Below are 25,644 nucleotides of genomic sequence, written 5' to 3'. Positions count from 1 at the left end.
CCGAGGCACCGGATCACGACTGCTCATGCCACATCGCGCCGCCGTGCAGTGCGTGCGTGGAGTGCCCTGCGTGGGATGAGGAAGGAGAGGACTGATGGACGAGAACGCATGGAAGCGCCCGAAGGGCTTCGAGGACGCCGCGACCGACAGGGCTGCGGAGATCGCGGCGGAGGGCGAGATCGAGGACGTGGAAGAGGCGTTTCTCTCCGGCGCGCTCTGGGCCGCGCTGGTGGCGGAGGGGCGGATTGATGCCTGAGTTTGAGGGTAAGCGCGTCGAAGAGACCATCATGCAGTACACCGAGTACGTCTACTGGGATGGCGATGAGGTGGTGGCGACCGAGCGCATGGAGGACGACAGCGCTTACGACGTGCGGAGTACGCGCGAGCCGACCTCTGACGAGATCACGGACTACTACGGAGAACAGGTAGGAGAGGGCTGATGCCTGACCTCAAGCCCTACCACTACCCCGACGTGTACAGGGTGCTGCTGGCAGAGACGGAAGAGCACGAAATGCAGATCCTCCATGAGGACGGTCTCTACCGGCACCTGCGGTTCCAGAAGCCCGGCACGGGCATCTACCACTGGGACATCATCACGTGGCCAGGATCGCTCGCGATCCGCGGCGACATCGGCGAGGGGTTCATCTTCACCCGTGAGCGGGACATGCTCACGTGGTTCGACCAAAACCAGGCGCCGGGATGGATCAAGCCCGACTACTGGGCGGAGAAGCTGGACCGCGGCGCGCGGAACGTGAGGGTGTTCTCGCGGGAGAAGTGGGCGGCCTGGCTTCGCGGAGACCCCCAGCGATATCTGCCGCAGTCGGCCGAGTCGGAGGTCGACAGCGTGGAAGAGGCCGTCACGGTTCTGGACGACTTCAACATCCAATGGGACTACGAGGACGTGGAGTCGTGGAAGGACTTCGACTTTCACTTCCTGCTCGCGTGCCACGCGATCCTGTGGGGCGCGAAACGCTACCACGCGGCGAAGAAGGGAGCGGGCAATGCCGACTGAGCGGGAACTGGCCGAAGACCTCGCGGGAGCACTCGCTCTGCTGCTTTATGACGCGCACCCGACATACGGGAGCACCGCGGGCTGGCGGGGCGGCTACGGCGGGCAGGTCATGACACGGGGCTGTTCCATCATCGACCCGCCGCCGGGTGCCGAGTGGACGCAGTACGACCTGCTGTCCCGCCCGCTGCGCGCCTACATGGACGCGCGACCGCTGTTCGATCTGGACGCCGCTCGGAAGCGGGTCCGCGAGAGCGCGCAGGGCGCGGCCGATGACCTGAGGAGGAGCCGATGAGTGCCCGTGCCAAGGCCAGCGAGTTCGCGGAGCGCCGGGTGAGGACAGCGGCGCAGAAGGTCGCTTCAGACCTCCGCCGCGCGGCCGACGAGATCGACCAGGCTGCGAAGACAGTCGGTGTCGATGACATCCCCGCCGCGGTCGTCAAGCTGGTCGTGGGCGCGCTATGGCGCCTTGACCTGCCGTCGGTGGGGCTGCGGGATCTCGTAGAACTGCGACGCGACTACGAGGCCGGGTACGAAGAGGGGTTTCATCACGGGCGCTCTACCCCGCAGGCACTCCACCCCACAGGCGCCATCTGCGACCACGGGTGCACGGCGGTGTCCGGCGTATGCCTCCTGGACCACAAGCAGATCAAGGGAGGCGATCGATGACGCGCGCGATGGGGTCGCACCAATCGGCGCGCGCGAAGTCCGTGACCTGGCTGACACCACGCCACATCATCGACGCACTGGGGCCGTTCGACCTGGACCCCTGTGCCGCGCCGTCGCCGCGTCCGTGGGATACGGCGAAGCGACACATTGAGCTGCCGGAGGATGGGCTCACGGCGGAATGGTCGGGAAGCGTCTGGCTGAATCCGCCATATTCGTTCGCCGCGTGGAAGTGGCTGGGCAAGCTTGCGAATCATGGCGACGGTATCGCGCTGATCTTCGCGCGCACCGAGACGCGCGGGTTCGTGGAGACGGTGTGGCGGCGAGCGACAGCGGTGCTTTTCCTGCATGGTCGCTTGCACTTCCACTACCCGGACGGGCGTCGGGCTGCCGCGAATGCAGGTGCCCCATCTTCGAGTGGACTGCGGAAGGGATCTGGAACACCGACATCACCGGCTCCTGGGAGGAGCTGGACGTCGCGCTCATACTCCCTGACGATCTGGTGCGTCTCGACATCGTGGAAGACGAGCCCGCGGACGTCGCGGAGGCCAAGGTGCCGGTCATTGACGACGCGATGGTCGAGCGAGCTTCCCGTCGCGACTACGAGTACTATCCGGGCCACGCCGCGGGCGAGTGGGACCGCATTCTCGCGGAGGACGTCGTGACAGCGCGCCGATGCCGCGCGAGGGTCCGTGCTGTTCTCGAAGCAGCCCTCGGAGGTGAGAGCAATGTGTGAGCGTGGAGAACCCGACGTGTCCGATGTGCGCGAGTGGTACATCATCGGCCGGCGGATGTATCAGCCGTTCTTCTCCGAGAAGGAGTTGGCGGCACCGTTCGACAAGTGGCTCGCCGAGCGCGACGCCCAGCTGACAGCTGCGCCGGACGAAGGAACGATCGTCCGCGCAGTGAGCCCGGAGACCCCGACGACGGAGGATGTGCGGAGCGATTACGCCTGGGGTTCGGTCTACCTTGCTTCACCGGCGGAAGCCGAACAGCGTGAGGCCGAGTTCGACCGATGGCTCGCCCAGCACGACCGCGACCTACTACGCGCTTTCGCCGAAAGACACAAGGCCGAGGGATACGAGCACCTCGCAGGTGTCCTATCGACGCCGACCAGCCGATGGCTCCGAGCAAGGGCCGAAGATGGCTGAGTACCCGCCCCGCATGCTCGTCCCCGGCGGGCACGTCTTCGAGACCGACAAGAACGGTCACGTCGACACCTGGGCATGGGAGGAGGGCTACCACAACGGCCCGTTCTGTGTGAACTGCGGCGAAGGCATCTGCGAGCACTGCAACCGGGATGTCTACACCGAGCAGTGCGACATCGTACACGGCGACGTGATCACCGTGTACGAGAGCACGGGCGGTTCCGCTGATCCGTTCCGGGGTGCGTCGTGTCCGCGCTGCGGTCGCGAGATGTCCCTCACCGACGAGGCTTGTGATGAGCACCCGACCCCCGGAGGTTCGGTTCGTGACCGCCCGGCGCTCGGGGCGTCGACCACCCCGGACCCACCTGATGAACGGAGGCCCCACCAGTGAGCGAACTTCTTGACGCCGTCGATACCTCCACGGATCCTCCCGTGGACAGATAAGGGGCCAGCCATGACGGATCATTCACACGAAGGCATCGGCTACTACACGGTCGAGCAGTTCGATCGTCTCCGCAACGCGGTGAACAACGCCCGTGCCCTCGTCCCGTGGCTCCGCGTCGCCGGCTACATCCGTTCCGGCGAGGTGGACGTGAAAGTCACCTCCTCCCAGGATGGGCACATCGGTCTCCCGCCGACGTGGCTCGCCGCGGAGGAGATCACCCGCCTCCTCCAAGAACTGAACCAGTGGCCCGAGCTCGAAGACGCCGTGAACGACGAGTACGGAGCTTGGGTCGCGTGGGAATTCACGAGAGAAACGGAGATAGCGCGAGCGAAGTGGCCCCACGCCGACCGACCGCACCGTGTGCGCCACATGCGTTGCCAAGCGTGCAACGCGCTCACCCTCCGCTACCACCCGCCGCGTTTCGACGGCGATCGCGTTATCGTCCGCTGTTCCGACAAAGCCTGCAGAGCGATCATGGACGAGGACATGTTCACCTTCGCCGCGCACCTCATCGAAAGCGAGAACCGTGACCGAGAAACCAACAAGAAGCGATTGGGTGCAACTCAACGAAGCGATATCGGCGGTCGGCCGGTCGAGGGAGACAATCTACCGATGGGTGCGTGACGGTCGCGTGCGGACGATCCGCCCGTACCGTATCCGGTATTTCCACCTGGGCGACTTGATCGAGACCGAGAAGACACACGGCGGTCAAGGACTCCGATGAAGTGAAACATGTGGCATACTGCTTGTAGAGCATCGAGAATCTATGCCCGAGCATTCCGAACCTCCGCAACTCGCGGGGGTTCTTCTCATTCTCCCCGGTAGTCGCCTGACAAGCGGCATATCCGGGTCGTAGAAGGCCCACCGATCGGGCCGCACATCAACGGCAATGGGTTGTTACTGCCGTACAAACACCTCGCACGTTCTCCTGCGGGGTCATACATCGCCGTGTCCAGCGTGCATGGACACCGCCCAGCCCACGTCACGGGCCCTTTGGTGTGTAGCTCAGTGGCAGAGCGGCGGACTGTTGATCCGATGCGCGAGGGTTCGAATCCTTCCACGCCAGCAAGAATCCCTTCGAGAGCCCGGGGTGCCTATGCGTGTCGCAATCGGCCTCACGATCGGCCTGAGCGTCGCCGTGCTCTGGCACTGGTACGGGCGCAACATCCTCGTCTGGGTGTTCGCCCGCGGTGACACCCCACGGGAGAGGCGCTGATGGCTGCTGAGAACGCGAATCCGCTGCAGGCGCTTGACGACGCAATCCACGACTACCTCCGTGCAACCAGTGATGTGAAGGACGGCACGTGGATCACCGGGTGGGTTCTCGGGATCTCAACCTCACGTATCGACTCCACCGACGACACCATGCGTCCCCGGGTGACCGGGGCGCAGTACGCGTTGGGTCCGCAAACGTCAACGACCGATGCAACTGGTCTCGCCGCGTTCCTCAACGTCGTCATGGAACGCGCAACATGGGCGATGCTCAACAACGACGAGGACGACGACGATGACGACTGAGATTGTCCAGATCGGTACCGTGCACGTGCAATGCCCGGCGTGCGACACGGTCGTCCCGGTCAACGTGACAGGCCGTCTCCTCCCCGAGAGCCACACGAAGTCGGGTCGGTGTGAACTGGCCTGCGATCCCGACATGACCGACCTGTACGCGCACGTCTGGACCCACCAGGATGCCTGACGTTCGCGACGACGGCCTGTACGAATGCGAAACTTGCGGGCGCACCTACGACTCCGAGCTCGCGCTCCTGTTCTGCTGCGACCGCCGCTACGAGGGCCGGGACTGCGACTGATGGCATGGTCAACATCGCGACGAAAGTCGCAACTCCCACCCGACTGGGACACCGTGATCCGCCCCGCGATCCTGAAACGCGACCGCCACCGATGCCAACACATCCGATACGACACGGGCCAGAAGTGCGGGGCGTACGCGAACCAGGTCGACCATGTTAACCAGCAACGCAACCACGACCATTCCCCGTCAAACCTGCAATCGTTGTGCGAGTACCACCACCGGGTGAAGTCCTCAGCGGAGGGCGGCAGGGCCGCTCAGAAACGCCGCCGGACTGCAACTAAACGCCGGCACCCGGGCCTACTCCCGTAGGGCCTTCCACGTCCCGTCAGGCCGCATCATGACGACCTTCGGGCGCTTCTCCCGCCCCACTCCCAACGCTGCAACTTCCCGTGCACGCTCCACACGCGACCGGGTATCGTCGGCATCCCGCCAGTTCCCGACCGCCCAACGAGGGCATGCAACTCTCCGCCCGCCCGCGAGAGCCCTGACTCTCACGGTGCATCCTCGGGGTGCTGCAACTTCCTCGGTCCCCACCGGCCCTGGCCCGGGCGTGACGCCGCCCACTCGTCGATCGTTTCCGGCAACCATCCCTTGATGAAACCAATCGTCGCGTCAGGTTCAGGCATGCGCCCTCGCGCCGCGTAGGTCCGCACCGTTTCCGGCTCGACGCCGATGCGTTCTGCAACTTCCTTCGGGCTCAGGTAGTGCTGGGTCATGGGTGCAATTTTCGCACCCGGTACAGTGGTCATGTGGTGTTCCCTTCAGGTCGCCGCAACGCCCCGGCTCGTGTCTTACCCGCTCTGCGGTTCGAGCCGGGGCATCTCTCTTCCAGCACCGCGGCAGCTGCAACATCGATGAGTCGCTGCGCCGCCCGCGCGTACACGCCGGCGAGAACGTGCAACTCACGGACCTCACACTCCCGCGCCCGCGCCGTGTACTCATCGAACCGGGGGAGCATCCCCGTTTCCTGCAACTCGAGGTGCACCGCACCCATCGCGCTCATGCTTCCCCCTCCCCGATGGCGGCGAGCAGGGCGCGGGCGGCGGTGTCCATGCGCTGCGCGGCGACATGGCGCTGTTCGGGAGTGGTGGGGGTGCTTGCGATCGCCTCCCACTCCGCGGCGGCCTTTCGCAGGTCGAACGCCGCTCCCTGGACGTGCAGCGCGTGGTTCGCGGCTATGGTCTGCGGCCCCATGATGTCGCGGCGGGCCTCGGCCCAGTCGGACATCGGGAGCTTGGCAGCTCCGAGCGTGGCAACGTCAGGCGCTGCGCCGGAGCGGGTGCTCTGCTCAGCGAGTGCGAATCGGCGGGCGGTTTCGGGGTAGGTCACAGCGCACGCTCCGCAACCGCGGCGACGGCCTCAGCACGCGAGCCGCAACCTCGAGCCCAAGCGCGTTCGACACGGTCGGACTCGTGCCCGTACGTGGATGCGACGAGGCTTAGCGCCGCCCACCCGTCGCGGGTGAGCTCGACGTACCCGATCGTCGTGTCGCCGTTGCAGACGGCCGCGTACCCGCGCCGAATCGAGACGGTCGAGATGTCGGGCCGGATGGTGTGCGCGACGGTGCTGAGACCACGGTCTGCGAGGTGCTGCAACGCGGCGAGCCGCGTCGGGTAGATGCCGGGAAGCTTGCGGCCGCCAGCGGTGTGGATGCGGTAGTACATGAGGTTCCCTTCGGTGGGCCCGGGTGTCTTACCTCCCGGGCGGGTTGTGGTGGGCGGCGAGCCCCGTGCGACTTGCTTCGGGGCCCGCCGTTGCAACTGCGAGCGGACGTCAGCGCCAGACTTCGATGCACGCACCCCAATACCGGGTGCCGTACCAGCTGGACTCGTCGTCAGACCAGACGATCTCGGTTGCCGGGTCGTCGGACAGCGGGCACTCCATACCCGCGAATGCCTCGAGGTCGTTCGTCCCGTAGACGACCGTCCCGTCGTCGTAGGTGTCGACCACCCAGTACGCGGGCGCCGGCTCGGACTCGACCGGCGCCGACTCGACGACCGGTGCGGGCTCGACCCACTCGACGGCGGGCGCTTCCTCGTCCACCGGCGCAACCGGCTCCGGCTCCGGCTCCGGCTCCGGTGCGGGTGTCGGCGTCGGCTCAACGACCGGCGTCGGCTCCGGCGTCGGGACGGGCTCGGCCCAGTAGGTCACGCCTCCCAGCCGCACCCAGCTGCGCCCGTCAGTGGTGCCGCGCTCGGGAGCTTCCCCGGCCGCCGCGGGCGGTGCCTTGAAGGCCGGGGCGGTGACGACGACCGGTGCGGGCTCGACGGGGCCAGTGTCGGCTGTCGGCGGTGCCTTGACGGTCGCCCCGAGGATGACCGCGACGGCGACGATGAGCATGACGCCCACGGCTGCAACGGCGCCCGCGACGAGCCCGACGATGTTCGATGCACGCATGATGTGTTCCCTTCGGTTGACCCGGCCGCCTTACTGGCCGGGGTTGTCCCCGTGTCCGGTCATGAGCCGGCGGCGCCTACGCGCACACGGGGGCCGATCTCACGCCCGCATAGCGGCGATCCGCTCGGCGTACGGCTCGAGCTCGGCGAGCGCGTCACGGAGCTCGACGAGCGCGTGGGCTTCGGTCGAGGCGGTGCCGCACCGCATGCGGACGACCTCCGTGTGGCCGGGGCGCGGCTCGGCCACGAATGCGACATGCCACGCGACGCGGCCCGTGACGCCGTGCCCGGCGCGTGTCTCGGCGTAGGTCTCGGCGATCATCCCGAGCGCCGCGGCGCGAGCGTGGATGTCGGCGGGGATACGCCCGATGACGGGCGCCAGCCGGGCGGTGATGACATTGGGCATGGGGTGCTCCTCTCGACGGGCCCCGGGCGGGGCTGTGGTTTCAGGTCTGCGGGTGTCTTACTTCCCGACACCCATGACATTACCCATGACCGTGGGCATTGTCAAGCCCGTGCCCTCATCCATTTCCCCAGCACCCCGCCCAGCCCTTACGCCCCACACATGTCACGTCACATGACACACACCCGCCGGCCACACACCCCGCCCCAGCGAGCTCGACCCCACCCGGGGCAGGACCCCCACCCCCGGCCTCCCTCCCGCCCGCACACGTTCTGCGTTCCGCTGTGCGCGCGGGTTCCAGGGGGTACCTAGCCCCGAATCGTTCACCTCCGCGAGCCGTTCTGGTCGCGGCATCCGTTCTGGATGGAGATGAGGCACCATGCAGTACCAGTTCGCTGATCCGCGGCTCCCCCATGCCTTCTGGTCGAAGGTTGAGCAGGCGGAATCCGGTTGTTGGGAGTGGCGCGCGTACCGGGACCGAGACGGCTACGGGCGATACGCGCTGCGTCAGCCCGACGGAACCTACCCACGACGCGAGTACACGCACAGGATCTCTGTTCGCGTGTTGCAGGGGTCGATCCCTGGCGGCATGCAGGTGGATCACCTTTGCCGGAACCGCTCGTGCTGTAACCCGGCGCACCTTGAGGTGGTCACGGCCCGAGAGAACACCGACCGGAGCGAGAACTACATCGCCAAGAACCGCCGAAAGACCGCTTGCGTTCGTGGCCACGATCTCACTGGATCGAATCTGATCATCAAGGCCGTACGGGGGAAGGCCCCGTACAGGCAGTGTCGAGAGTGCCGGAACTCTGAAGCGCTCGCCCGCTACCACGCGAGGAAGGCCGTCTAGTGTCTCCCGGTCCTCCCCCGAAGGAGAAGCGCAGCCGCGCTCGTGACACGCCCGTGCGTGAGTCGATCCGCTCCGACGGCAAGATCGGTGGCTTCCCGCTTCCCGACGATGTGTTGCCGTTCCTGCCGAAGTCGCAGTGGGAGGACGAGGACACGCCTGTGCGTGAGCAGTGGCACAAGCAGACCGTGCGCTGGTGGGAGAACTGGCGTCGGTCGCCGCAGGGCACTCGGATGGTCACGGACGTCGACTGGGACTACATGCTCGATACGGCGCTGATGCATCACCAGATGTGGATGAGCGGTGGCCGCAACTCGGAGCGTGCCGCGGAGATCCGTGTGCGGGTGGCCGCGTTCGGCGCGACGTACGCGGACCGGCTGCGGCTACGGCTTGAGATCGAGGTGCCCGAGGAGTACCCGGTTGGGAACGCGGATGGTGGTTCGGACAACATCACGTCGCTGAACGATCGGCGTAGTCGGCTCGCGGGGGCGTAGGTCGTGGCTCATCGCCTGATCCGGCTGCCCCGGCATGACCGGGCCAGGTCGCTCGGTTGGATTGGCGTCTGGTGGATCGAGACGTTCGTTGTTCACGGGCGTGGTGGTGCGCAGGGCAAGCCCATCCGGTACGGCGACGAGTACACCGGGTTCGTTGTTGACTGCTACGGGCTGGAGAAGGACGGCAGCCGCCTCTACAACTCTGCGTTCCTTTCCCGCCCGAAAGGCACCGACAAGTCCGGCATCGCTGCGGCACTGGTGCTCTTCGAAGCCTTCGGGCCCTGCCGATTCGCAGGGTACGCGAAGGGCGGAGAGACCTACACGTTCCTCGGGCAGACGTACACCTACTCACCCGGCGAGCCCATGGGAAAGCCGGTTCACAACCCCTACATCCGCATCATGGCGACGGAGGAAGGGCAGACCGGCAACGTCTACGACTCGGTCTACTACAACCTCACCGACGAGGACGCCCCGCTGTTCGCCTTGAAGGCGGCGTACGGCGTCGATGTCGGCAAGACGCGAGTGATCATCGGCAACGGCGGCATGATCATCCCCGCAACCGCTGGGTCCGCGTCGAAGGACGGCGGACTCGAAACGTTCGCCGTGTTCGATGAGACGCACCTGTACACCACCGACACGTTGCGCAGCATGTACAGCACCGTCACCCGCAACCTCGTCAAGCGGCGCAGCGAAGGCACCTGGTACATCGAGACAACAACGATGTACGCGCCTGGTGAAGACTCAATCGCCGAGGACACGTACTTCCTCGCCGACATGATCCAAGAGGGCAAAGCCCGACGCCCTCGCTTGCTGTTCGATCACAGGTGGGCGGATGTCGAGTCGGTCGAGAAGATCAAAGTCAAGGACCCTGAGGCGAAGGGTGGCGAGCGGCTCGAAACCGAGGAAGAGTACCTCGACCGGCTACGGAGCGGGTTCATCGAAGCGTTCGGCGACGCGATCGCATGGAACGACCCCGAAGACCTTCTTGACTCCCTGTTCGATACGCGCCAGTCGGAAGCCGACACGCGCCGGTACTTCTTCAACAGTCTCGTCGCCGCGTCGAATGCGTGGTTGAAGCTCCACGAATGGGTGAAGATCGGACTCCGAGCTCGGCGAGCTGCTGCGAGGACCGGTGGGCGGCGTCTCGGGATTCTGCCGCCGCGTCGAGGTGATGAGATCGCGCTCGGGTTCGACGGCTCGCTGAACAGGGACGCGACTGTCCTCATCGGGTGCCGCATTTCGGACGGGTACGTGTTCCCCATTGGGATCTGGGAAGCGCCGGACTCGAAAGAAGCCGCCCACTGGTCTGTTGATCACCAAGCCGTTGATGCGGTCGTCAAGGAGACGTTCAAGAAGTACAAGGTGGTCGCGTTTCTCGCGGACCCGCCGCATTGGCGTGACTACGTCGACCGGTGGGAGAACCTGTACGGCGCTGGTCTCGTCGTGCACGTCACCGAGAAGAAACAGATCACGTTCGAAACGAGCCGTCACGCGGAAATGGCGAAGGTCGTGGAGCGTGCGGAAACCGCGATCAAGACCGGCGACATCATCCACGGCGACCACCTCGTCCTCACACGGCATGTGATGAACGCCCGCCGTTGGAAACGACCTGCAGGTGACGTGATCGGCAAGGACGTCCGCGGGTCGGGGAAAAAGATGGACGCCGCCGTCGGCATGGCGCTCGCGATCGAAGGTCGGGCCAGGTTCCGCAAGGAGTTCAAGGACACCACAACCGGTGTGCCGCGACGCGTCAGATAGGGGGCAACGTGCTCGAACAAGCGGGTATCCCCGGATCGGACGACTGGTGGCTCATGCGACTGGGGGAGAAGCTCGGCGCCGGACTCCCCAGGATGCGGAAACTCACCGCCTACCGTGACGGTGACGCGCTCCTGCCCGACAACGCGTGGGACACCGGCACACGTGAGTCGTACATGCGGTTCATGCGCCGGTCACGCCTCCACACGGTGGAGACAATTCGTGACGCTCGCACCGACCGGCAGCGTGTCCTCGGGTTCCGCACCGCGGCGCCCGCCGACGAGACCGGTGACCTCGAGGCGTTCAAGCACTGGCGCGGCAACCGGATGGGTGTCCAGTCACGGCAGTTCTTCAACGACACCGGTGACTACGGGCGTGCGTACATCCTCACCATCCCAGGACCAGACGGGCCGATCTGGAACGTCCGGAACGAGTGGAACACGATCACCGAGCAGAACGCTCTGCGTCCGTGGCTCACCGAAGCCGGCATCACCTACGGGTACGACCAGATCAACAAAGCCGAATCGTTGACGTTGTGGCGGCCCGGGTACTACCGGCGCGCGTACCGGCTCACCGAGTTCCCCACCCTGCCGCAGGACGGCACCCCCTGGTACACGGGGCCCGGGTGGACGTGGCGAGAAGACCGGCAGATCACCCCATGGACCCTGGACGCGCTGCTGCAGCAGAACCGCACCGTCGATGGGTTCGGGGTGTACGAGAAGCACCTCGACACCGTCGACCGGATCAACGAGATCACCCTCAACGCGCTGACCCTCATCGTCATGCAGTCGTTCCGGCAGCGGGGCGTCAAGGGCAACCTGCCCACTCACTTCCCCGAAGGGCATCCGCAGGCCGGTCACGAGATCGACTACGACGAGATGTTCAAAGCGGGCCCCGCGGCGCTGTGGATGCTCCCGCTCGGTGCGGAGATCTGGGAATCCGCGTCCACCGACGTGACCCCCGTGTACAGCGCACGGAAAGAAGAACTCAAGACGCTCATGTCGAACACCCGCACCCCGCAGGACTTGTTCGACGGGGAGTCGAACAACCAGTCCGCGAAGGGTGCCGACATCTCTCGCGAACCTCTCATCCATGCCGTGCAGGGCATGAATGAGCAGGCGGAAGTCGCCCTCACGCAGGCGATGTCGCAGTCGTTCCTCATGACCGGCGACACCACTCGGGCGAGTATCACCGACCTTGAAGTGATCTGGGGGAAGATCCAGCCGTCGTCGCTCGCGGAGAAGGCCGAAGCGGCAGCGAAGTTCAAGACCGGTGGGGCGACGCAGGCTTTCATCGACGAGGAAGTGTTCGAGATGACGCCGGCGCAGATGCGTCAGGCCGCGCAGGACCGTCTCGCGGAAGCGTTCGTGACGTCCCTCGGACAGGCAGGACAGGCCGGTGGCGGCGACTGACCAGCAGGTGCGGCGCGTCGTCGAGACCTACGCGGAACAGCACGCATCGCTCGTCACCAGCCTGATTCGCATCCTCGTTGGCTTGTGGGTGCCGTTCCGATGGTTCGGGCGACCCGACATGATCAACGCACGTGCCGCGCAGTCCGCCGTGTACGTGGACGTCGCGACCGAGCAAGCTCGCCTCCTCGCCCGCGCGTACATGGTCCAGATGCTCAACGCGATCGATGTCGAACCCTCGCCTTCCGCGTTCGAGAACATGTACGCGAGGTCCGGGACACCCATCGTCGAGGTGTACAAGCGGCCCGCACGGCAGGTTGAGCATGAACTCCGAAAAGCGCTCGAAAGCACCGACGCAACGAAGACGATCACCGAACGTATCGAGCAGATCGTTGAAGCGGACCTCGCCGCCGCGGCACGCGACGAACAACAGCGAGTGATCGACGCGACACCGGCGGAGAAAGTCATCGGATACCGGCGGGTCATTCATCCCGAGCTGTCGAAGACCGGCACATGCGGGCTCTGCATCGTCGCGTCCAGCCGGTTCTACACCCGTGATGACCTGTTGGACCTTCACGATCGTTGCAAGTGCACGGTCGCGCCGCTGACCGCATCGAACGATCCGGGTCTCCGGCTCAATAGGGAAGACCTCGACAAGCTCTACGAAGCCGCCGGGTCGAACTACGCGGAAGACCTCAAGCGCATCAGCATCCGCACCGTCGAACACGGCGAGCTCGGCCCGATCCTTGTGCAGAAGGGCCACCACTACAAGGACGTCGCCGAGGTGAACCGGCAGTCCTCCCGCCGGGTGTTCACGGGATACAGCAAGCCCACGAAGGCCAGCAACGCCATCAACTGGGCGCAGATGCGTGACACGTCCGAACGGTCCATCGAGATTCTCGAGGACGCCCGGCGACGCGGAACGAACCTCATCGACCTCACCGGCAGCGGCCGTGAAACCCCGGTGCGTGACATCGACGAGGCCATCCAGTTCCACCGGAACCTCATCGCCCGCGCCTCACGCTACTGAACTTCCCGCGACATGCGGGTTGCCTCCACCCGATCAGGGGGAGGGCACGCATTCCGATATGGAGGCAACAACGCATGCGCAAGCGCATCCCCCCGTTCATCGTGCTCAACGGAACGGGAACCGAAGGCGGCGGAATCGTCGCCAACCCCGACGAGTACCTGCCCGGAGACGCGGACCTCAACGACACCGACTTCAAAGCCAAGCGTGGGTTCCCCCGCGGAACGAAGAAGGACGACATGGAACCCGCCGAACGCGAAGCGTACTGGCGGTACGAGGCGAAGAAGCAGCAGCACCGTGCCGACACCGTCGCCCGTGAGAACGGGGAGTGGGCGAAGCTCGGCTCCCGTGACGACGTCGCGGCGACCCTCGCGCAGCAGGAGCAGGCACGTCGCAGCAACCTCGACGACGCGCAGAAGGCGATCGAGGACGCACGCACCGAAGGCAAGCAGGCCGGTCAGGCCGAAGCCCGCACCAAGTATCTGACCCCCGCGATCGAGGGCCAGATCGTCGGACTCACCCGAGCATCCGGCGAAACCCCCAACGACGCGGTCGAACGTGTCCGTGGGGCACTCAAGTTCGTCGACGTGACCAAGTTCCTCGACGACAAGGGCGATCTGGACGCCGAAGCCATCCAGACGTTCGCGCAGTCCATCGCTCCGGTGGGCGGGAACGACAGCGACCAGGGCGGCGATCCGCTGTACCAGTCGCTCGGGCGTGAGCAGATGCCTGCACCAGGGTCGGCCGGTTCGGTCGGCCAGTACCGCAAGCAGGCCTACGAACGCCGAACCGCCAACAAGTAACCACTCGCAGAAAGGCGAACCCATGACTGACCTCAAGGTCAAGACGAGCGTCGTCGGTGAGAAGGTCGACACCCGGTGGCGTGCTGGAAAGCACGGACAGGATGCCGCCCGACCCGGCCAGCTCGACTCCTCGGCATTCACCGCCGGAACCCACTACAACATCGGCGGCGCCACCGACAACATCATCCCCTCGGGTGTCGCTGTCGCGATCCTCGCGAACGGCATGTACGGCCCGTACGACGCCGCTGCAGGCACGACCGGCGACCCCCGCCGGAAGCTCGCCGGCTTCATCAACGATGACGCCGGCGTGCCCCTCGGAGACGCACCGGCGACCGCCGACCCGTTCTTCGCCCTCCTCGTCCACGGCATCGTCAAGCCGTCCCTCCTGCCCATCGCAGGGCAGCGGACCACGCTCGGCAACGCTGAGGCCGTCACGGGCTCGTTCATCTACGTGGAGGACTGACCCATGCCGTTCACGAAGAACTTCCGCACCCCGGTGCAGCTCACCGGAGTCGCCCGCGGCGCGTTCGACGCGACCCTGGAGGGGTTCCGCACCAACACGCTCCTTCCGACGAAGGAGAACTTCACCCTCGACTACGACTTCCAGGCCGGATCGGCGCCCCTGCCGCCCGCCGCGAAGTTCCGGTCGTTCAACACCGAGTCGATGGTCAACACCCTCGGCGTCGGCTCCCGCAAGTCCGGCAAGCTCCCGCCGATGTCGATCCGACTGCACGTGGACGAGTACACGCAGCTCAAGCTCTACGGGCAGAACGACGCGATCGGCGCGAAGTTCGACGACTACGCCGAGGCGAACGCGGTCTCGGTCGCGCAGCGCCTCGTCCTCGCCCAGGCGGAAGCGATCGTCACCGGCAAGGTGAACATCAATGAGCGGAAGCTCGCCGTCGAGATCGACTTCGGACGCAAGCCTGGCCTCACCGCCAACGCCGCGACCGTCTGGTCGAACACGGCGACGTCCACCCCGCTCACCGACCTCGAGGCGCTCCGTCTCGTGCTCGGCAAGAGCGTGTCGTCGACGATCCTGTCGCGCGTCACGCTCGGCTACCTGCAGCGCAACGCCGACCTGATGAAGATGATCATCGGACGCGGCAGCGACCTGCCTTCGCGGGTCTCCGCTGAGGATGTGATGTCGTTCCTGACCTCGGAGGGCTTCGGCCGCATCGAGGTCAACGAGGAGACGGTCGTCAACACGGCTGGCGTTGAGGTGCCACTGTTCCCCGCGGACAAGGTCATCCTCGTCTCCGGTCCGTCCGTCGGCACCACCGAAGTTGGGGTCACCGCGGAGGCGATCGCTTCGGAGAACGGCATCTCCGCATCCGAAGCGCCCGGCCTGTTCGCTGGCGCGATCCCGTCGGACGACCCCACCGGGTACGACGTGCTCGTCTCCGGCATCCTCCTGCCCGTCGCGTCCGCTCCGGACAACACGGCCGTCCTCGACGCGTACTGACACGCACGCCCCGGGCACCCACAACAGGGTGCCCGGGGCCCCGAACCGGAAGGTCACCACCATGAGCAAGCGCATCCTGAAGAAGTACGTGCACGTCCTCCGCGACGTCGAGCTCGTCACCTTCGCCCCCGGCGACGAACTCCCCGACTGGGCCGCGGACATCGTCACCAACCCCGACGTGTTCGCCACCATCCTCCCCACGGCACCAGCCGAGCCCACCCCAGCGCCTCCCGCGCCGGCCGAGACTCCCGCGGATGACCTCGACGCGCTGAAGGCCGACGAACTCAAGGCCATCGCCGTGGACCTCGGTATCGCACCGAAGGGCAACAAGGACACCCTCAAGGCCGCGATCCGCGCCGCCCGCACCACCGTTGAGGAACCGGACGCCGACCACAGCCACCTCATCGAGAAGGCCAAGGAACTCGGATACGAGGACGCCGAAACCCTCACCGAGGAAGAACTCGAAGCGATCGTCGAGGAGTAACCATGCTGCCCGACGTGCCCGTCGAGATGATCCCCCACTACTACTACGGCGACCTCGAGGACTTCACCAACGAGTACCTCGAAGGGAAGCTCGGTGAAGTCGTCGACAAGATCACCACACGGTTCGGGTCGCTCGTCAAGGCACGTCTGGACAACGGTTCCCTCCCCGATCGGCTCTACGAAGCGACCGTTGTGCGCATCGCCGCGCGCGTGTTCGCGAACCCCGAGGGGTACCGGAAGGAGAACGAGGGCGGGTACGGGTACGAACTGAACCCCGCGGTCGCGTCGGGAACCATCTGGTTCACCGATGAAGACATCCACGACCTCACCGGCATCGACCCGAAAGGCGGGGGAGGGATCGTCGGGACCGCCACCATCGGACGCCACAGGCCCGGGTGGCGCCCATGAGCCTCCTCACCCGCAAAGCACCCCACACCGCATACGTCCAACAGCGGACGATGACCCGCAACCCCGAGGGCATCCGCGTGCCCGTCAACATCGGCGACCCCATCCCCGTCCGCGGGATGGCAGAACCCGTGCGGGACTGGGCGCAAGCCGAAGAACACACCACCTACGGGCTGCAGATCATCGAACTCGTCATCTGGCGCTCCAAGGAATGGCCCGGCGACGTGCACTCCCTCGTCCGCATCGAAGACAACTGGTACGAGCCGAACGGGCCCGTGCAGCACCACTTCGTGTCCCGCCGCACCTCCCACTACCGCATCACCCTCAAGTGGTTGAAAGGGGCGTGACATGGCCGACGTGCACGTCAACCAGAACGCGTACCTGATCGCCGCGCGCATCGCCGGCCGTAGCGCCGACATGGACCGCGGCGCTACCCGGGTCATGATGAACGCGAAACAGGTCGCTGCCCGCTACATCGACACCAGCGCGTACGTCAACAACTTCGACGTCGTCACCGTTCCCGGCCAGTTCGGCACCGGCCGCAGCGTCGACGACCGTCTCGTCGTGAACAACGACCCCGGCGCCGCGGCGCAGGAGTTCGGCTACATCCGCCGGTTCAAGAACTCCCGGCGCGTGCAGTACGTCCCCGGTCGGCACATCCTCCGCACCGCGATCTGGATGTCGAGCACCTGATGCTGAACCACACCCGCCTGTTCCAAACGCTCCTCACCGCGGTCGGGAACACGCACGGCGCAGGGGGCGTCGCCGCGGACCTCGACGTCGACACGATCGACCACATCCCGTTCATCACCCACTCGTCACAAGCCGCGCAGAACCGCAACGGTCCCGGCCTATACACCGTGTCCCTCGACGTGAACATCTTCCTCGACCACCGTGAAACGCCCTTCTCGTTCGTGCAGGACATCTACGACAGCATCCACGCATGGGTGGAGCACCCGTTCGACACGGGCACAGCTCCCGGCGTCGGCGCGGTCACGTCGATCGACAACGAAAACTCCGCCTTCACCCGTGTCACCGCGGGCGTCCACATGACCAACAAGCTCGTCACCCAGTGGCGGGCGTCGTGGGAACTCACCGCCCGCGAACTCTGATCCTTCTGCACCCCAGCCCCGGGGTGGGTCTGCGAAACCCAACCAGGAGGAACCGTGTCTGTTGACTCGACCAAGCTCATCATTCCGGGGAACGGGACCGTGTTCTTCGCCCCCGTCAACACGCCCCCGCCGGCGAACCCCCTCGGCCCCGCAGGTTTCAACCTCATGGCCGATGGCCCCGGCGCGTGGCGCAACCTCGGCCACACGTCCAAGCAGAACACCATCGCGTTCACCAAGGAAGGTGGCGAGCGGGAATCGCTCGACACGTTCATCGCCGACGCGGTCCGCACCGTCGCATCGTCCGTCGCCTGGGGCGTCACGATCGCCGCCCTGCAGTTCGACCTCGACAACCTGCGGCTCGCGTTCAACGGCCAGGTCGACCCCACCACCGGCGGCTACACGGTCGCATCCCCGGCACCCGTGCAGACCGCACTGTTCCTGTACTTCCAGGACGCCACAGGGAAGCTCGGCTTCTGGCTCCCCAACAACGACGTCGGCCTCGGCGACGCACCCTCGGTCGACACGGCGAACTTCTTCGAACTCCCGCTGTCGGGCAGCATCCTCGCCGCCCCTCCCGGTGTGATCCCCCCGGTCAACGGGCGACCCGGCCTGTTCCAGATCTTCAAGAGCGGCCTCGTGTCCACCAGCCACACACTCACCCTCCTCGGCACCCCGACGGGCGGCAACTACCGCCTCCTCGTCAACGGTGTCTCCACCGCAGACATCGCCCACAACGCGAACAACACCGCTATCCAGTCGGCCATCAACGCGGTGCCCAGCGTCCCGACCGCGACCGTCACGGCCGCTGGCGGCGGATTCACGGTCACGTTCGCTTCGCCCGGTGCCGCACTCGCGCCCGGTACCACCGCCCTCACCGGCGGCACGAACCCCACCGTGACCGTCACCTCCAGCTAACCCGACCGGTGCCCCTGGGTGCAGAACCGCAGACCCGCCCAGGGGCACCACAACACCCACAGGTCTGCACGGAAGAGGTCTGCCATGCCCAAGCCCACCGAAGACATCGACGCGCGTCTCGAAGCCGAAGAAGTCGCCGCGACACTTCTCGCCGACCTCCCGGCGTTGCGGCCCGCGCACAAGTTCCGCATCGGTCAGCGCGTCGCGTTCGAGAACCTCATGCTCAACGCCGTCAAGGACGGCATCATCTCCGATGACGACGACGGGCCGATGGAGTTCGACATCGCGAACCCGGCCGACATCGAACGCCTGCAGAAGCTGCGCGACTTCGTCGTCACCATCGACGAATGGGCCGAAGGGATCGCCGTCGACAAGGACGCCTATGCGGAATGGGCTGAGGGGAAGACCGAGGAGCACTTCATGGCCCTGTTCCAGAAGTACCAGGCCGAACTGGGGGAATCGGGCAGCTCCGTGAGCTGATCGACGAACTCGACGCTCACGGGGCGCTGCGCTCCGACCTCGCCCAGTTCTACGGGCTCAACCTCGACGACGTGTGGGCGGGAACACTATCTGCCCGCCACGTCATCTACCTCACCGGGAATCTTCAAACGAACCCGCATTCCCAGGTGTTCGCGATTCGTGGGGGAACACCCGAACTCCAAGGGTGGGACACACAAGCGGGACTCATCGCGCGACTCATCAACACTCTCCTCGCAGTAGTGGGGGTGAAAGACCCGTCTGCGTTCGTGCACTACCCGACCGCTCAGGCCGAAGAAATGCCGTTCAAGACCATCGCTGAATTCAGCGAAGCGTCGTTCTCGAAATTCATGGGGGTGTGATGGCATTCAGCCCTGGACACAACGTCGGACGCGTATCGATCCGAGTCGTCCCCAACACGAAGAACTTCAGCAGGGAGCTTCGCCGCGACCTGGAGCGTATTGCCCGCACGACAAGCATGAAAGTGCGTGTCGATGGGGTGAACGTCGACCAGCGGGCCGTGAAAGCGAGTATTGAACGGCAACTCGCGGCGCTCCGCGACGTGACCCTTGACGCGAACATCAAGGTCACCGTCGACAAGGCGAAGCTGAAGAAGACCGCGTTGCGGAAGTCCATTCAGGCTGAGTTCGACAAGTTCGAGAACATCGCCGTGAACATCGAAGCGGCGATCAAGAACAAGGAGCACTTCCAGCATGAAGTGAAGCGGATGGTTGACCAGGCGTCCCGCAACAAGGTCAACATCGCCGCCGGGGTCACCACAGCTATCGCGTCCGCGCGGCTGCGGAACCTCACCCGCCCCCGGTGGGTGGAGATCTTCGTCCGCATCAACCAGGCATCCCTCACGAAGGCCGCGGCGACCCTCGCGGCGCTGTCGGGTGCACGGCTGGCGTGGAAGTGGATCGACAACCTCGCCGACCTTGCCCGCGACCTTGACAAGAACCTCCCGTCGATCCTCGGGTGGACGACCGGGCTGACGACCCTGTTCGCGGCGCTGTCCGCATCCGTGTCGGGGATCGTGGGTATCGGCAACGGGCTGTTCCAGATCCTGCCCGCCGCGCTCGTCCTCCCCGGCCTGCTCCTCAACGCGGTCGGGTCCGCGATCGCGTTGTTCGTCGCGCTCCGCAAGGCGAACGAACAGCTCGAACCTCTCGGCGATCACATGCGCGAACTTGGCGACATCATCAACGCCGAGTTCTGGGGGCGGGCCCGGCAGCCCATCCTCGACCTCGTCAACGGGCTCATGCCGCAACTGCGGAACTCGTTCCGCGACCTCGCCGCCGGAGTGGGGGACTTCACCGGCGCGCTGTCCGACTCGTTCCTCCGGGAACTGTCGAACGGGCGCCTCGAGTCCATCTTCAAGGGCATCGCGGACGGGTGGCGTGTCCTCGCGACCGGTGCGGACGCGTTCGCTGGCGCGATCGTGTCGCTGTCGCAGATCGCCGCGACCTACACGCCCCGCCTCGCGGCATGGTTCGTCCGACAGGCCGACACGTTCGACAACTGGTTGAAAGCGATCGCCACCGACGGGCGCCTGTCAAGGTGGATGGAAGACGCGATCGACTCCATGTACGACCTGTGGGACGCGACGAAGGGCGTCGCCGGGGTCTTCGAAGGCCTGTGGAGGGCCGCGGATGCTGCCGGGTCTGGTGGGTTGCGGGGCTTCGCCGACCTCATGCTCACATGGGAGAAGACCGTCAAGTCCGCGTCGTTCCAGCGTGCACTCGTTGCGATCTTCAAGGGCTCCGGGGACGCGATGAAAGCCCTCGGTGACGGTGTGCAGGCCGTTGGGCAGCTCATCGCAGACCAGTATGCCGCCGTCGAACGGTTCATCGCCTCGTCCGGCCGGTTCCTCGGCGGGCTGCTTGAAGCATCCGCGAACGCCCTGAACTCGCCCGTCGTCGCCCAAGGTCTCAACGACTTCTCCCGTGGGCTGACCAACGCGCTCGAACGGATCAAGCCGTCTCTACAGCCCATCGCGGACACGTTCGGGAACTTCCTGAGCCTGCTGGGTCGGCTCGTGGAGACCGCCCTGCCCGCCGCCGCCGAGGTACTCGCGGACCTCATGCCCGCCATCGACATCGTCATTGACGGGGTCGAGGACATCCTCGGGGACATGTCAGACGCGCTCTCAGAAGTGTCAGACATCCTCGCTCCAGCGATCGAAGATTTCGCGCGCGCAGTGACGCCCGCCTTGCGGGACGCATTTCAGAATCTCGCAGACGCGCTCGTCGCCGTCACGCCGTTCCTCGGCGACCTCATCAGCGCGGTGGGTGCGCTCGTCAACTTCACCGCCGGGTCCGGGAACATATCGCAGGATTTCATGACCGGGAAGATTCCTCTCTACTACGAAGGCATGCGCGACTACTTCGAGGAACTATCCGAGAAAGGAAACCTGGCTGCAACGATGCTCGTTGACATTGGAGAGCAAGCCAGATTGTCCGGCGAGGTTGTGCAGATCTTCTTCGGAGAAACATTTAAGAACATCCGCAAGTTCTTTGAGGAGCTACCGGACAACATCCGTGGGTTCTTCGTCGATGCCGCGACATGGCTTGTTAACGAAGGCCCGAAGATCATGGAAGGTTTGGGGAATGGCATCACAACGGCGTTCCTGACAATCCAAGACTGGTTCCTCGAGCGTCCTGGTGTGATTGCGAACTACTTCGCGGACGCAGCCATCTGGCTCATCGACGGCGGTCAAAGGGTCATCGATGGCATGAAGAACGGCATCATCACGAAGTTCATCGAGATCACGACGTGGTTCATCAACCTACCCAACGAGATCCGCAACTACTTCGTCACGGCCGTCTCATGGCTTGTCAACGAGGGCCCGAAGATCATCGAGGGGCTGAAGACCGGCATCGTCACGAAGTTCGTGGAAGTCACGACTTGGTTCACGAACCTTCCGGGCCAGATTCAGGGATTCTTCTCGGGCGCCGGAGATTGGCTCGTCAGTTCCGGCAAGGCGATTATTCGCGGGTTCATCGACGGCATCGACAGCATGATCGGTGAGGTCGGCGCGGCCGTAGTCCGCGTGGTCCAGCGCGCTCTGGGCGCATTCCCGAACTCTCCCGCGAAGTGGGGCCCCCTGTCGGGGTCTGGGTGGCGGCGTCTCCGCATGTCGGGTCAGGCCGTCGGCGACCAGTGGTCCGCTGGTATCGAGGATTCCCGGCGTGCCGTGCAAGCGGCGATGACGAAGCTCGTGTCACTGTCTCCGGCAGAACGGTCCCGTCTCGCGACCGTTCTCCCCACGAGCACCAGCGATAGCGGTTGGTCGCCAGCCGACAAGGAGGAGTTCGCCCGCATCATCGGCGAGTACGTCGCGAAGGGCGTCATCCCTGGTGTTGTTCTCGGTTCCCGGTCCGCGGTCGCTCGTTCCTCTGCTCCAAGCGTCTACGGGGGTGCTGCACGATGACCGCAGGCGCTTGGGGAACCAGTTCCGCACCGCTCCCGGCTGGGTGGACGGTCGGGCAGCTCGCGGCCCTCGTTGAGGTCGTGCCCGCGTTCGTTCTCCAACTGCCTCCTGTGCCGGACGGGTGGAAGCCGTACGCGGCGATGCCGATCACGCAGGTCGCCGGTATGGGGTGGACGTGGTTGCGCGTGTCGACACGCACGCTCACCGCCGGAGACACCGCACCCGCCGCACCTACGGGGGCGGACGGATGGTGGGGGCGTGTGCTCGTCGATACCGGTGGGGCGCCGTCCATTCGTGTGACCACGGGTAGCGCCCGTGTGACCGTCAGAGACGGTGCGTCGGGCGTCGTCGTCGGCGTGACCACGCAGAACGTGAACCCCGCAGGCAGTGCCGTGTCGTGGCTCTCCGGGCGTGCAACGGTCACCCCGACCGCATGGTGGGGGCCGAGCATGTGGGTCACCGTCGGAGAAGCGACGTCCAGCACCGCGGGTTCCGCGACCGTCCCTGGACTTGGGATCGAGTTCCTTCCGCCGGTGGGTCCGCGCCCGCCGGTGCTGACCGCGCCCGGTGCGGGGGAGGAGATCAACGCGTCCGCGCCGAACGACTTCTCGTGGATGCACCAGTCGTCCCGCGCCGGTGGGAAACAGGGCGGTTGGTCGTGGCGTATCTCCTCTTCGTCCGGATGGTTGTACTGGTCGCAAGCGGCCGGTGCCCTCACGTCCTCGGAGACGCAGAACGCGGGCGCCGCAGGCACGTTCCCGCTTCCCGGTGGGAGTCTCGACAACCTCGGTGTGGGGCGGGTGTGGCAGGTCCGCACGCAGGAGTCCATCGACGGGCTGTGGTCGCCGTGGTCTGTGGAACGAGCGGTCACCCCTGTGACGCCGCCGATCCTGTCGCTCACCGTCGCGTCCCCGCACGGTGACCTGTCGCCCACGATCACCGGAACCCCCACGATCTCCCGGCCCGCGTCGGTCGTCGTCGCATCTCACTGGCAGATTCGCGACACGTCGGGCGCGATCATCTGGGACTCCGGTGTTCTCGCCGGCCAGGGCGTCGTGCATGACGTGCCCGCGTCAACACCGTGGGTCAACGGTGCGAGCGTCACCGCGTGGGGTCGTGTGCAGCAGACCGGTGGTGCGTGGTCGGCGTGGTCGTCGTCGGCGCCATTCGTGGTGTCGTGGACGCCCCCGCCGACTCCCGCTGTGTCTGCGGGCACGAGGTACACGTCCTGGGTGGAGGAGGCGCGGAATTTCGCGGTGAATCCGAGCTTTGGGACGGCTGGCGCCCCGGTGGGGGTGGTGACGAATCTGTGGTCCGATCCACTTCCGAACGGCGTCGGTCTGGCGAATGGTCAGGCGAGATGGTCGCAGAACACTGCGGGTGTGCCGGTGAGCATCGATTCGGGGTGGGCTCGTGCGCAGGCCGACACGTCCGGGATCTCGGATGCGATAATCTTCCGTGCATCGAACTGGGCCGTGAACGGCCTGCCGATCGCCACGAACACGTTGTATCGTTTGTCGTTCGAGTTGGAGCGGGCGTCGGGTCTGCCGGACGCGGTCGCGTCACGGTGGGAGTATGACGCGGGCGGCGGGATCGTCGTCAACGACGCGACCATGACCTTGCAGACGGATCCGGGCTCGGGGCGCAGGTTCGTGGAGTTCACGTCGCACGCGTCGGCCGCGACAGTCGCCTTCGTGCTGAGAAGGGCGGCGACACCGTGGCAGGCGGGGGACTGGTATCGCATCCGTCGCACGATGCTGGCCGTGCCGATCCTCTCCCCGGGCACATTCGTCGGTGGTGGGGTGTCGACCGACCCTGACCTGACGGGTGTCTGGGCGGGGACCGCGCATCAGTCGTCGACGCTTGTGCAGGGTGTGAGCGTGCCGGGGGTGATCTCGGGCGGGAACGCGGTCGCTGTCCGGTCCACGAGGTGGGCGAAGAACGGCACGCATTCGGTGCGGATCATCCCCAACAACCCATCCGACGGCGACAGCTATATCGAGGCGTCCGTGCCTGCTGTGGGCACGCTGCGGTCTGCTGCGCGGGCGGTCGGCGCCCTGCATCTGGAGGGCGCGCAGGGTGCGCCCGGTCAGCATGCCAGGGCGCGGCGGATTCTCGCGGGCTGGCCGGAGGTCCGTGGCACGCAAGCGGCGAACACGGCGGGCGACACGGACCACGATTTCACCTGGTCTGGTGCCGGCGGGCACAACATCGTCCGCTTCTACAACGGTGCCGCGCGCGGTCAGGGCGAGGTCTGGTGGGACGCGCTCGGGATATTCGACCCCGCCTACACCGGCGGATGGTTCGACGGGTCGAACCTCCCCGCGGGCCTGGACCCCGCCTTGTGGCGGGTGCGGTGGCTCGGCACCCCGCACAACTCCATGTCGGTGCTGGAGTCGCGTGAGGTCGCGCCCCCGGTGTCGAACGTCGGCACTGACGTTATGATCGACAACCTCACCCCGGGCAACGCGGTCGTCGTGTGGTCCTCCACCGATGACGGTCTGACGTGGAACCTCGTCGAGTCGTTCACCGCCACCACCGGTTCCGCTCTCCTCACCGACCCGTTGGTCGCGTCGGGGAAACCGATGCGATGGTCCGCGATCCAGTATCAGATCATCGACGGGATGCGGCTGCCGTCCGAGCGAGGCGTTTCCGACGCGTACGTCCCAACGACGTACTCAGGGATCGTCACCTCCGCGTACTCCCCGGCAACCCGGTGGATCGAAGCGGTCATCCGCAACGCTGACCCGAACGTGTGGCCCCGGCTCACCGCAGCCCACCACCTCCTGAACAACAAGTACGCGTTGGTGCTCCGCGGGCAGGAGAAGGCACGGCAGGGACGGTTCATCCTGGTTGCCCGTGACGACGCCGAACGCGAAGCGCTGCACGAGCTCTTGCAGGGAACCGACCCGTTGATCCTGCAGATGCCGCCCGAGTTCACATGGTCGTACACGGCCTTGAAGCCGGGGGAGCGGGTCACGGTGCGTGTCGTGTCGGAGCACTCCGAGCCGCGGATCAAGCAGGAGGCGTGGGAACCGCGGGAGATCCCGGTCGAGTGGGTCGAGGCCCGCACACCCGCCGTGGGCGAAGCGCCTCCAGGCACGCCGATCACGCACCCGATCATCCACCTGTAGGAGGAACC

At 65.9% G+C, this 25,644-nt stretch carries 35 protein-coding genes, 1 tRNA gene and 1 pseudogene; 31 read left to right on the top strand and 6 right to left on the bottom strand.

The annotated features are described in order from the left end of the window. Window positions 1-94: 94 nt before the first annotated feature. From AOA12_RS23325 to AOA12_RS19790, 13 genes and pseudogenes are all read left to right on the top strand, one after another. Entirely contained in the window at window positions 95-256 is a 162-nt protein-coding gene (locus AOA12_RS23325) for a hypothetical protein (RefSeq protein ID WP_156366600.1), read from the top strand. Next, entirely contained in the window at window positions 249-440 is a 192-nt protein-coding gene (locus AOA12_RS19840) for a hypothetical protein (protein WP_054686486.1), read from the top strand. The genes AOA12_RS23325 and AOA12_RS19840 overlap by 8 nt, the downstream gene beginning before the upstream one ends. After that, window positions 440-1,012 carry a hypothetical protein gene (locus AOA12_RS19835; protein ID WP_054686485.1) on the top strand — a complete coding sequence of 191 codons (573 nt, stop codon included), beginning with the start codon at window positions 440-442 and terminating at the stop codon, window positions 1,010-1,012. The genes AOA12_RS19840 and AOA12_RS19835 overlap by 1 nt, the downstream gene beginning before the upstream one ends. Then, window positions 1,002-1,304: a hypothetical protein gene (locus tag AOA12_RS19830; RefSeq protein ID WP_054686484.1), complete on the top strand. Its 303-nt coding sequence runs from the start codon at window positions 1,002-1,004 to the stop codon at window positions 1,302-1,304. Before AOA12_RS19835 ends, AOA12_RS19830 begins: the two co-directional genes overlap by 11 nt. After that, window positions 1,301-1,678 carry a hypothetical protein gene (locus tag AOA12_RS19825; RefSeq protein ID WP_054686483.1) on the top strand — a complete coding sequence of 126 codons (378 nt, stop codon included), beginning with the start codon at window positions 1,301-1,303 and terminating at the stop codon, window positions 1,676-1,678. Before AOA12_RS19830 ends, AOA12_RS19825 begins: the two co-directional genes overlap by 4 nt. Continuing rightward, window positions 1,636-1,992, top strand: a pseudogene (locus AOA12_RS24115) (DNA N-6-adenine-methyltransferase); the annotation flags it as partial. The gene AOA12_RS19825 and the pseudogene AOA12_RS24115, both read left to right, overlap by 43 nt. After that, window positions 1,992-2,411 carry a hypothetical protein gene (locus AOA12_RS24110; RefSeq protein WP_054686482.1) on the top strand — a complete coding sequence of 140 codons (420 nt, stop codon included), beginning with the start codon at window positions 1,992-1,994 and terminating at the stop codon, window positions 2,409-2,411. The pseudogene AOA12_RS24115 and the gene AOA12_RS24110, both read left to right, overlap by 1 nt. A gap of 16 nt (window positions 2,412-2,427) precedes the next feature. Further along, complete coding sequence (locus AOA12_RS19815; protein WP_054686481.1) at window positions 2,428-2,826, top strand: hypothetical protein; 399 nt, start codon at window positions 2,428-2,430, stop codon at window positions 2,824-2,826. A gap of 13 nt (window positions 2,827-2,839) precedes the next feature. Beyond that, window positions 2,840-3,214: a hypothetical protein gene (locus AOA12_RS19810; protein WP_156366599.1), complete on the top strand. Its 375-nt coding sequence runs from the start codon at window positions 2,840-2,842 to the stop codon at window positions 3,212-3,214. A gap of 63 nt (window positions 3,215-3,277) precedes the next feature. Further along, window positions 3,278-3,892, top strand: coding sequence for a hypothetical protein (locus AOA12_RS19805; RefSeq protein ID WP_054686479.1), 615 nt, complete (start codon window positions 3,278-3,280; stop codon window positions 3,890-3,892). Window positions 3,893-4,262: 370 nt separating this feature from the next. After that, window positions 4,263-4,334, top strand: a tRNA-Asn gene (locus AOA12_RS19800). Between the two features lie 149 nt (window positions 4,335-4,483). Further along, window positions 4,484-4,786, top strand: coding sequence for a hypothetical protein (locus tag AOA12_RS19795; protein ID WP_054686478.1), 303 nt, complete (start codon window positions 4,484-4,486; stop codon window positions 4,784-4,786). Further along, on the top strand, window positions 4,776-4,964 hold the full coding sequence (locus AOA12_RS19790) for a hypothetical protein (RefSeq protein WP_054686477.1): 189 nt from the start codon (window positions 4,776-4,778) through the stop codon (window positions 4,962-4,964). Before AOA12_RS19795 ends, AOA12_RS19790 begins: the two co-directional genes overlap by 11 nt. 605 nt (window positions 4,965-5,569) lie before the next feature. Here the strand turns inward: AOA12_RS19790 and AOA12_RS22785 are convergent. The 6 genes from AOA12_RS22785 to AOA12_RS19765 form a co-directional block, all read right to left on the bottom strand. Continuing rightward, window positions 5,570-5,794 (bottom strand): helix-turn-helix transcriptional regulator, encoded by a 225-nt coding sequence (locus AOA12_RS22785; RefSeq protein ID WP_197281001.1) that lies wholly within the window; start codon window positions 5,792-5,794, stop codon window positions 5,570-5,572. Between the two features lie 29 nt (window positions 5,795-5,823). Further along, the gene (locus AOA12_RS23315; RefSeq protein ID WP_054686476.1) at window positions 5,824-6,081 is read right to left on the bottom strand and encodes a hypothetical protein; all 258 of its coding nucleotides are present in this window, start codon (window positions 6,079-6,081) and stop codon (window positions 5,824-5,826) included. Continuing rightward, window positions 6,078-6,407, bottom strand: coding sequence for a hypothetical protein (locus AOA12_RS19780; RefSeq protein WP_054686475.1), 330 nt, complete (start codon window positions 6,405-6,407; stop codon window positions 6,078-6,080). The genes AOA12_RS23315 and AOA12_RS19780 overlap by 4 nt, the downstream gene beginning before the upstream one ends. Beyond that, complete coding sequence (locus AOA12_RS19775) at window positions 6,404-6,742, bottom strand: hypothetical protein (RefSeq protein WP_054686474.1); 339 nt, start codon at window positions 6,740-6,742, stop codon at window positions 6,404-6,406. The genes AOA12_RS19780 and AOA12_RS19775 overlap by 4 nt, the downstream gene beginning before the upstream one ends. Window positions 6,743-6,851: 109 nt before the next feature. Then, window positions 6,852-7,475, bottom strand: a complete 624-nt coding sequence (locus AOA12_RS23705; protein WP_054686473.1) for a hypothetical protein — start codon at window positions 7,473-7,475, stop codon at window positions 6,852-6,854. A 99-nt stretch (window positions 7,476-7,574) separates the two neighbouring features. Continuing rightward, window positions 7,575-7,880 (bottom strand): hypothetical protein, encoded by a 306-nt coding sequence (locus AOA12_RS19765; protein WP_054686472.1) that lies wholly within the window; start codon window positions 7,878-7,880, stop codon window positions 7,575-7,577. A gap of 376 nt (window positions 7,881-8,256) precedes the next feature. On the opposite strand from AOA12_RS19765, the gene AOA12_RS22780 reads away from it, so the two are divergent. The 18 genes from AOA12_RS22780 (at window position 8,257) to AOA12_RS19685 (ending at window position 25,636) form a co-directional block, all read left to right on the top strand. Beyond that, the gene (locus AOA12_RS22780) at window positions 8,257-8,727 is read left to right on the top strand and encodes an HNH endonuclease signature motif containing protein (protein WP_082406401.1); all 471 of its coding nucleotides are present in this window, start codon (window positions 8,257-8,259) and stop codon (window positions 8,725-8,727) included. Then, window positions 8,727-9,218 carry a phage terminase small subunit gene (locus tag AOA12_RS19760; RefSeq protein ID WP_442922256.1) on the top strand — a complete coding sequence of 164 codons (492 nt, stop codon included), beginning with the start codon at window positions 8,727-8,729 and terminating at the stop codon, window positions 9,216-9,218. The genes AOA12_RS22780 and AOA12_RS19760 overlap by 1 nt, the downstream gene beginning before the upstream one ends. A gap of 3 nt (window positions 9,219-9,221) precedes the next feature. Next, window positions 9,222-10,976: a terminase large subunit domain-containing protein gene (locus AOA12_RS19755; protein WP_054686470.1), complete on the top strand. Its 1,755-nt coding sequence runs from the start codon at window positions 9,222-9,224 to the stop codon at window positions 10,974-10,976. 8 nt (window positions 10,977-10,984) lie between these two features. Further along, window positions 10,985-12,385 carry a hypothetical protein gene (locus AOA12_RS23305; protein ID WP_156366598.1) on the top strand — a complete coding sequence of 467 codons (1,401 nt, stop codon included), beginning with the start codon at window positions 10,985-10,987 and terminating at the stop codon, window positions 12,383-12,385. Continuing rightward, the gene (locus AOA12_RS19745) at window positions 12,372-13,412 is read left to right on the top strand and encodes a hypothetical protein (protein ID WP_054686468.1); all 1,041 of its coding nucleotides are present in this window, start codon (window positions 12,372-12,374) and stop codon (window positions 13,410-13,412) included. Before AOA12_RS23305 ends, AOA12_RS19745 begins: the two co-directional genes overlap by 14 nt. A gap of 74 nt (window positions 13,413-13,486) precedes the next feature. Then, the gene (locus AOA12_RS19740; RefSeq protein ID WP_054686467.1) at window positions 13,487-14,212 is read left to right on the top strand and encodes a hypothetical protein; all 726 of its coding nucleotides are present in this window, start codon (window positions 13,487-13,489) and stop codon (window positions 14,210-14,212) included. A 22-nt stretch (window positions 14,213-14,234) separates the two neighbouring features. Further along, on the top strand, window positions 14,235-14,675 hold the full coding sequence (locus AOA12_RS19735; RefSeq protein ID WP_054686466.1) for a hypothetical protein: 441 nt from the start codon (window positions 14,235-14,237) through the stop codon (window positions 14,673-14,675). A 3-nt stretch (window positions 14,676-14,678) separates the two neighbouring features. Further along, window positions 14,679-15,677 carry a major capsid protein gene (locus AOA12_RS19730; RefSeq protein WP_054686465.1) on the top strand — a complete coding sequence of 333 codons (999 nt, stop codon included), beginning with the start codon at window positions 14,679-14,681 and terminating at the stop codon, window positions 15,675-15,677. Between the two features lie 61 nt (window positions 15,678-15,738). Further along, on the top strand, window positions 15,739-16,161 hold the full coding sequence (locus tag AOA12_RS19725) for a hypothetical protein (protein ID WP_054686464.1): 423 nt from the start codon (window positions 15,739-15,741) through the stop codon (window positions 16,159-16,161). Between the two features lie 2 nt (window positions 16,162-16,163). Then, window positions 16,164-16,568, top strand: a complete 405-nt coding sequence (locus AOA12_RS19720) for a hypothetical protein (protein ID WP_054686463.1) — start codon at window positions 16,164-16,166, stop codon at window positions 16,566-16,568. Then, entirely contained in the window at window positions 16,565-16,912 is a 348-nt protein-coding gene (locus AOA12_RS19715) for a hypothetical protein (RefSeq protein ID WP_197280999.1), read from the top strand. Before AOA12_RS19720 ends, AOA12_RS19715 begins: the two co-directional genes overlap by 4 nt. A 1-nt stretch (window position 16,913) precedes the next feature. Beyond that, the gene (locus AOA12_RS19710; RefSeq protein WP_054686461.1) at window positions 16,914-17,258 is read left to right on the top strand and encodes a DUF5403 family protein; all 345 of its coding nucleotides are present in this window, start codon (window positions 16,914-16,916) and stop codon (window positions 17,256-17,258) included. Next, a complete protein-coding gene (locus AOA12_RS19705) occupies window positions 17,258-17,677 on the top strand; it encodes a hypothetical protein (RefSeq protein ID WP_054686460.1) in 420 nt (139 codons plus the stop codon). Before AOA12_RS19710 ends, AOA12_RS19705 begins: the two co-directional genes overlap by 1 nt. A gap of 54 nt (window positions 17,678-17,731) precedes the next feature. After that, complete coding sequence (locus AOA12_RS19700) at window positions 17,732-18,592, top strand: phage tail tube protein (RefSeq protein WP_054686459.1); 861 nt, start codon at window positions 17,732-17,734, stop codon at window positions 18,590-18,592. Window positions 18,593-18,676: 84 nt separating this feature from the next. Then, window positions 18,677-19,072: a hypothetical protein gene (locus tag AOA12_RS19695; RefSeq protein WP_054686458.1), complete on the top strand. Its 396-nt coding sequence runs from the start codon at window positions 18,677-18,679 to the stop codon at window positions 19,070-19,072. A gap of 71 nt (window positions 19,073-19,143) precedes the next feature. Next, window positions 19,144-19,431 (top strand): hypothetical protein, encoded by a 288-nt coding sequence (locus AOA12_RS23300; RefSeq protein WP_156366597.1) that lies wholly within the window; start codon window positions 19,144-19,146, stop codon window positions 19,429-19,431. Further along, the gene (locus AOA12_RS19690; protein WP_156366596.1) at window positions 19,431-22,502 is read left to right on the top strand and encodes a phage tail protein; all 3,072 of its coding nucleotides are present in this window, start codon (window positions 19,431-19,433) and stop codon (window positions 22,500-22,502) included. Before AOA12_RS23300 ends, AOA12_RS19690 begins: the two co-directional genes overlap by 1 nt. Window positions 22,503-22,762: 260 nt before the next feature. Beyond that, window positions 22,763-25,636 carry a hypothetical protein gene (locus AOA12_RS19685; RefSeq protein ID WP_156366595.1) on the top strand — a complete coding sequence of 958 codons (2,874 nt, stop codon included), beginning with the start codon at window positions 22,763-22,765 and terminating at the stop codon, window positions 25,634-25,636. Window positions 25,637-25,644 lie beyond the last annotated feature (8 nt).

The organism is Microbacterium sp. No. 7, assembly GCF_001314225.1.
Lineage (GTDB): Bacteria > Actinomycetota > Actinomycetes > Actinomycetales > Microbacteriaceae > Microbacterium.
This window is presented reverse-complemented; position numbering and strand designations above follow the sequence as displayed.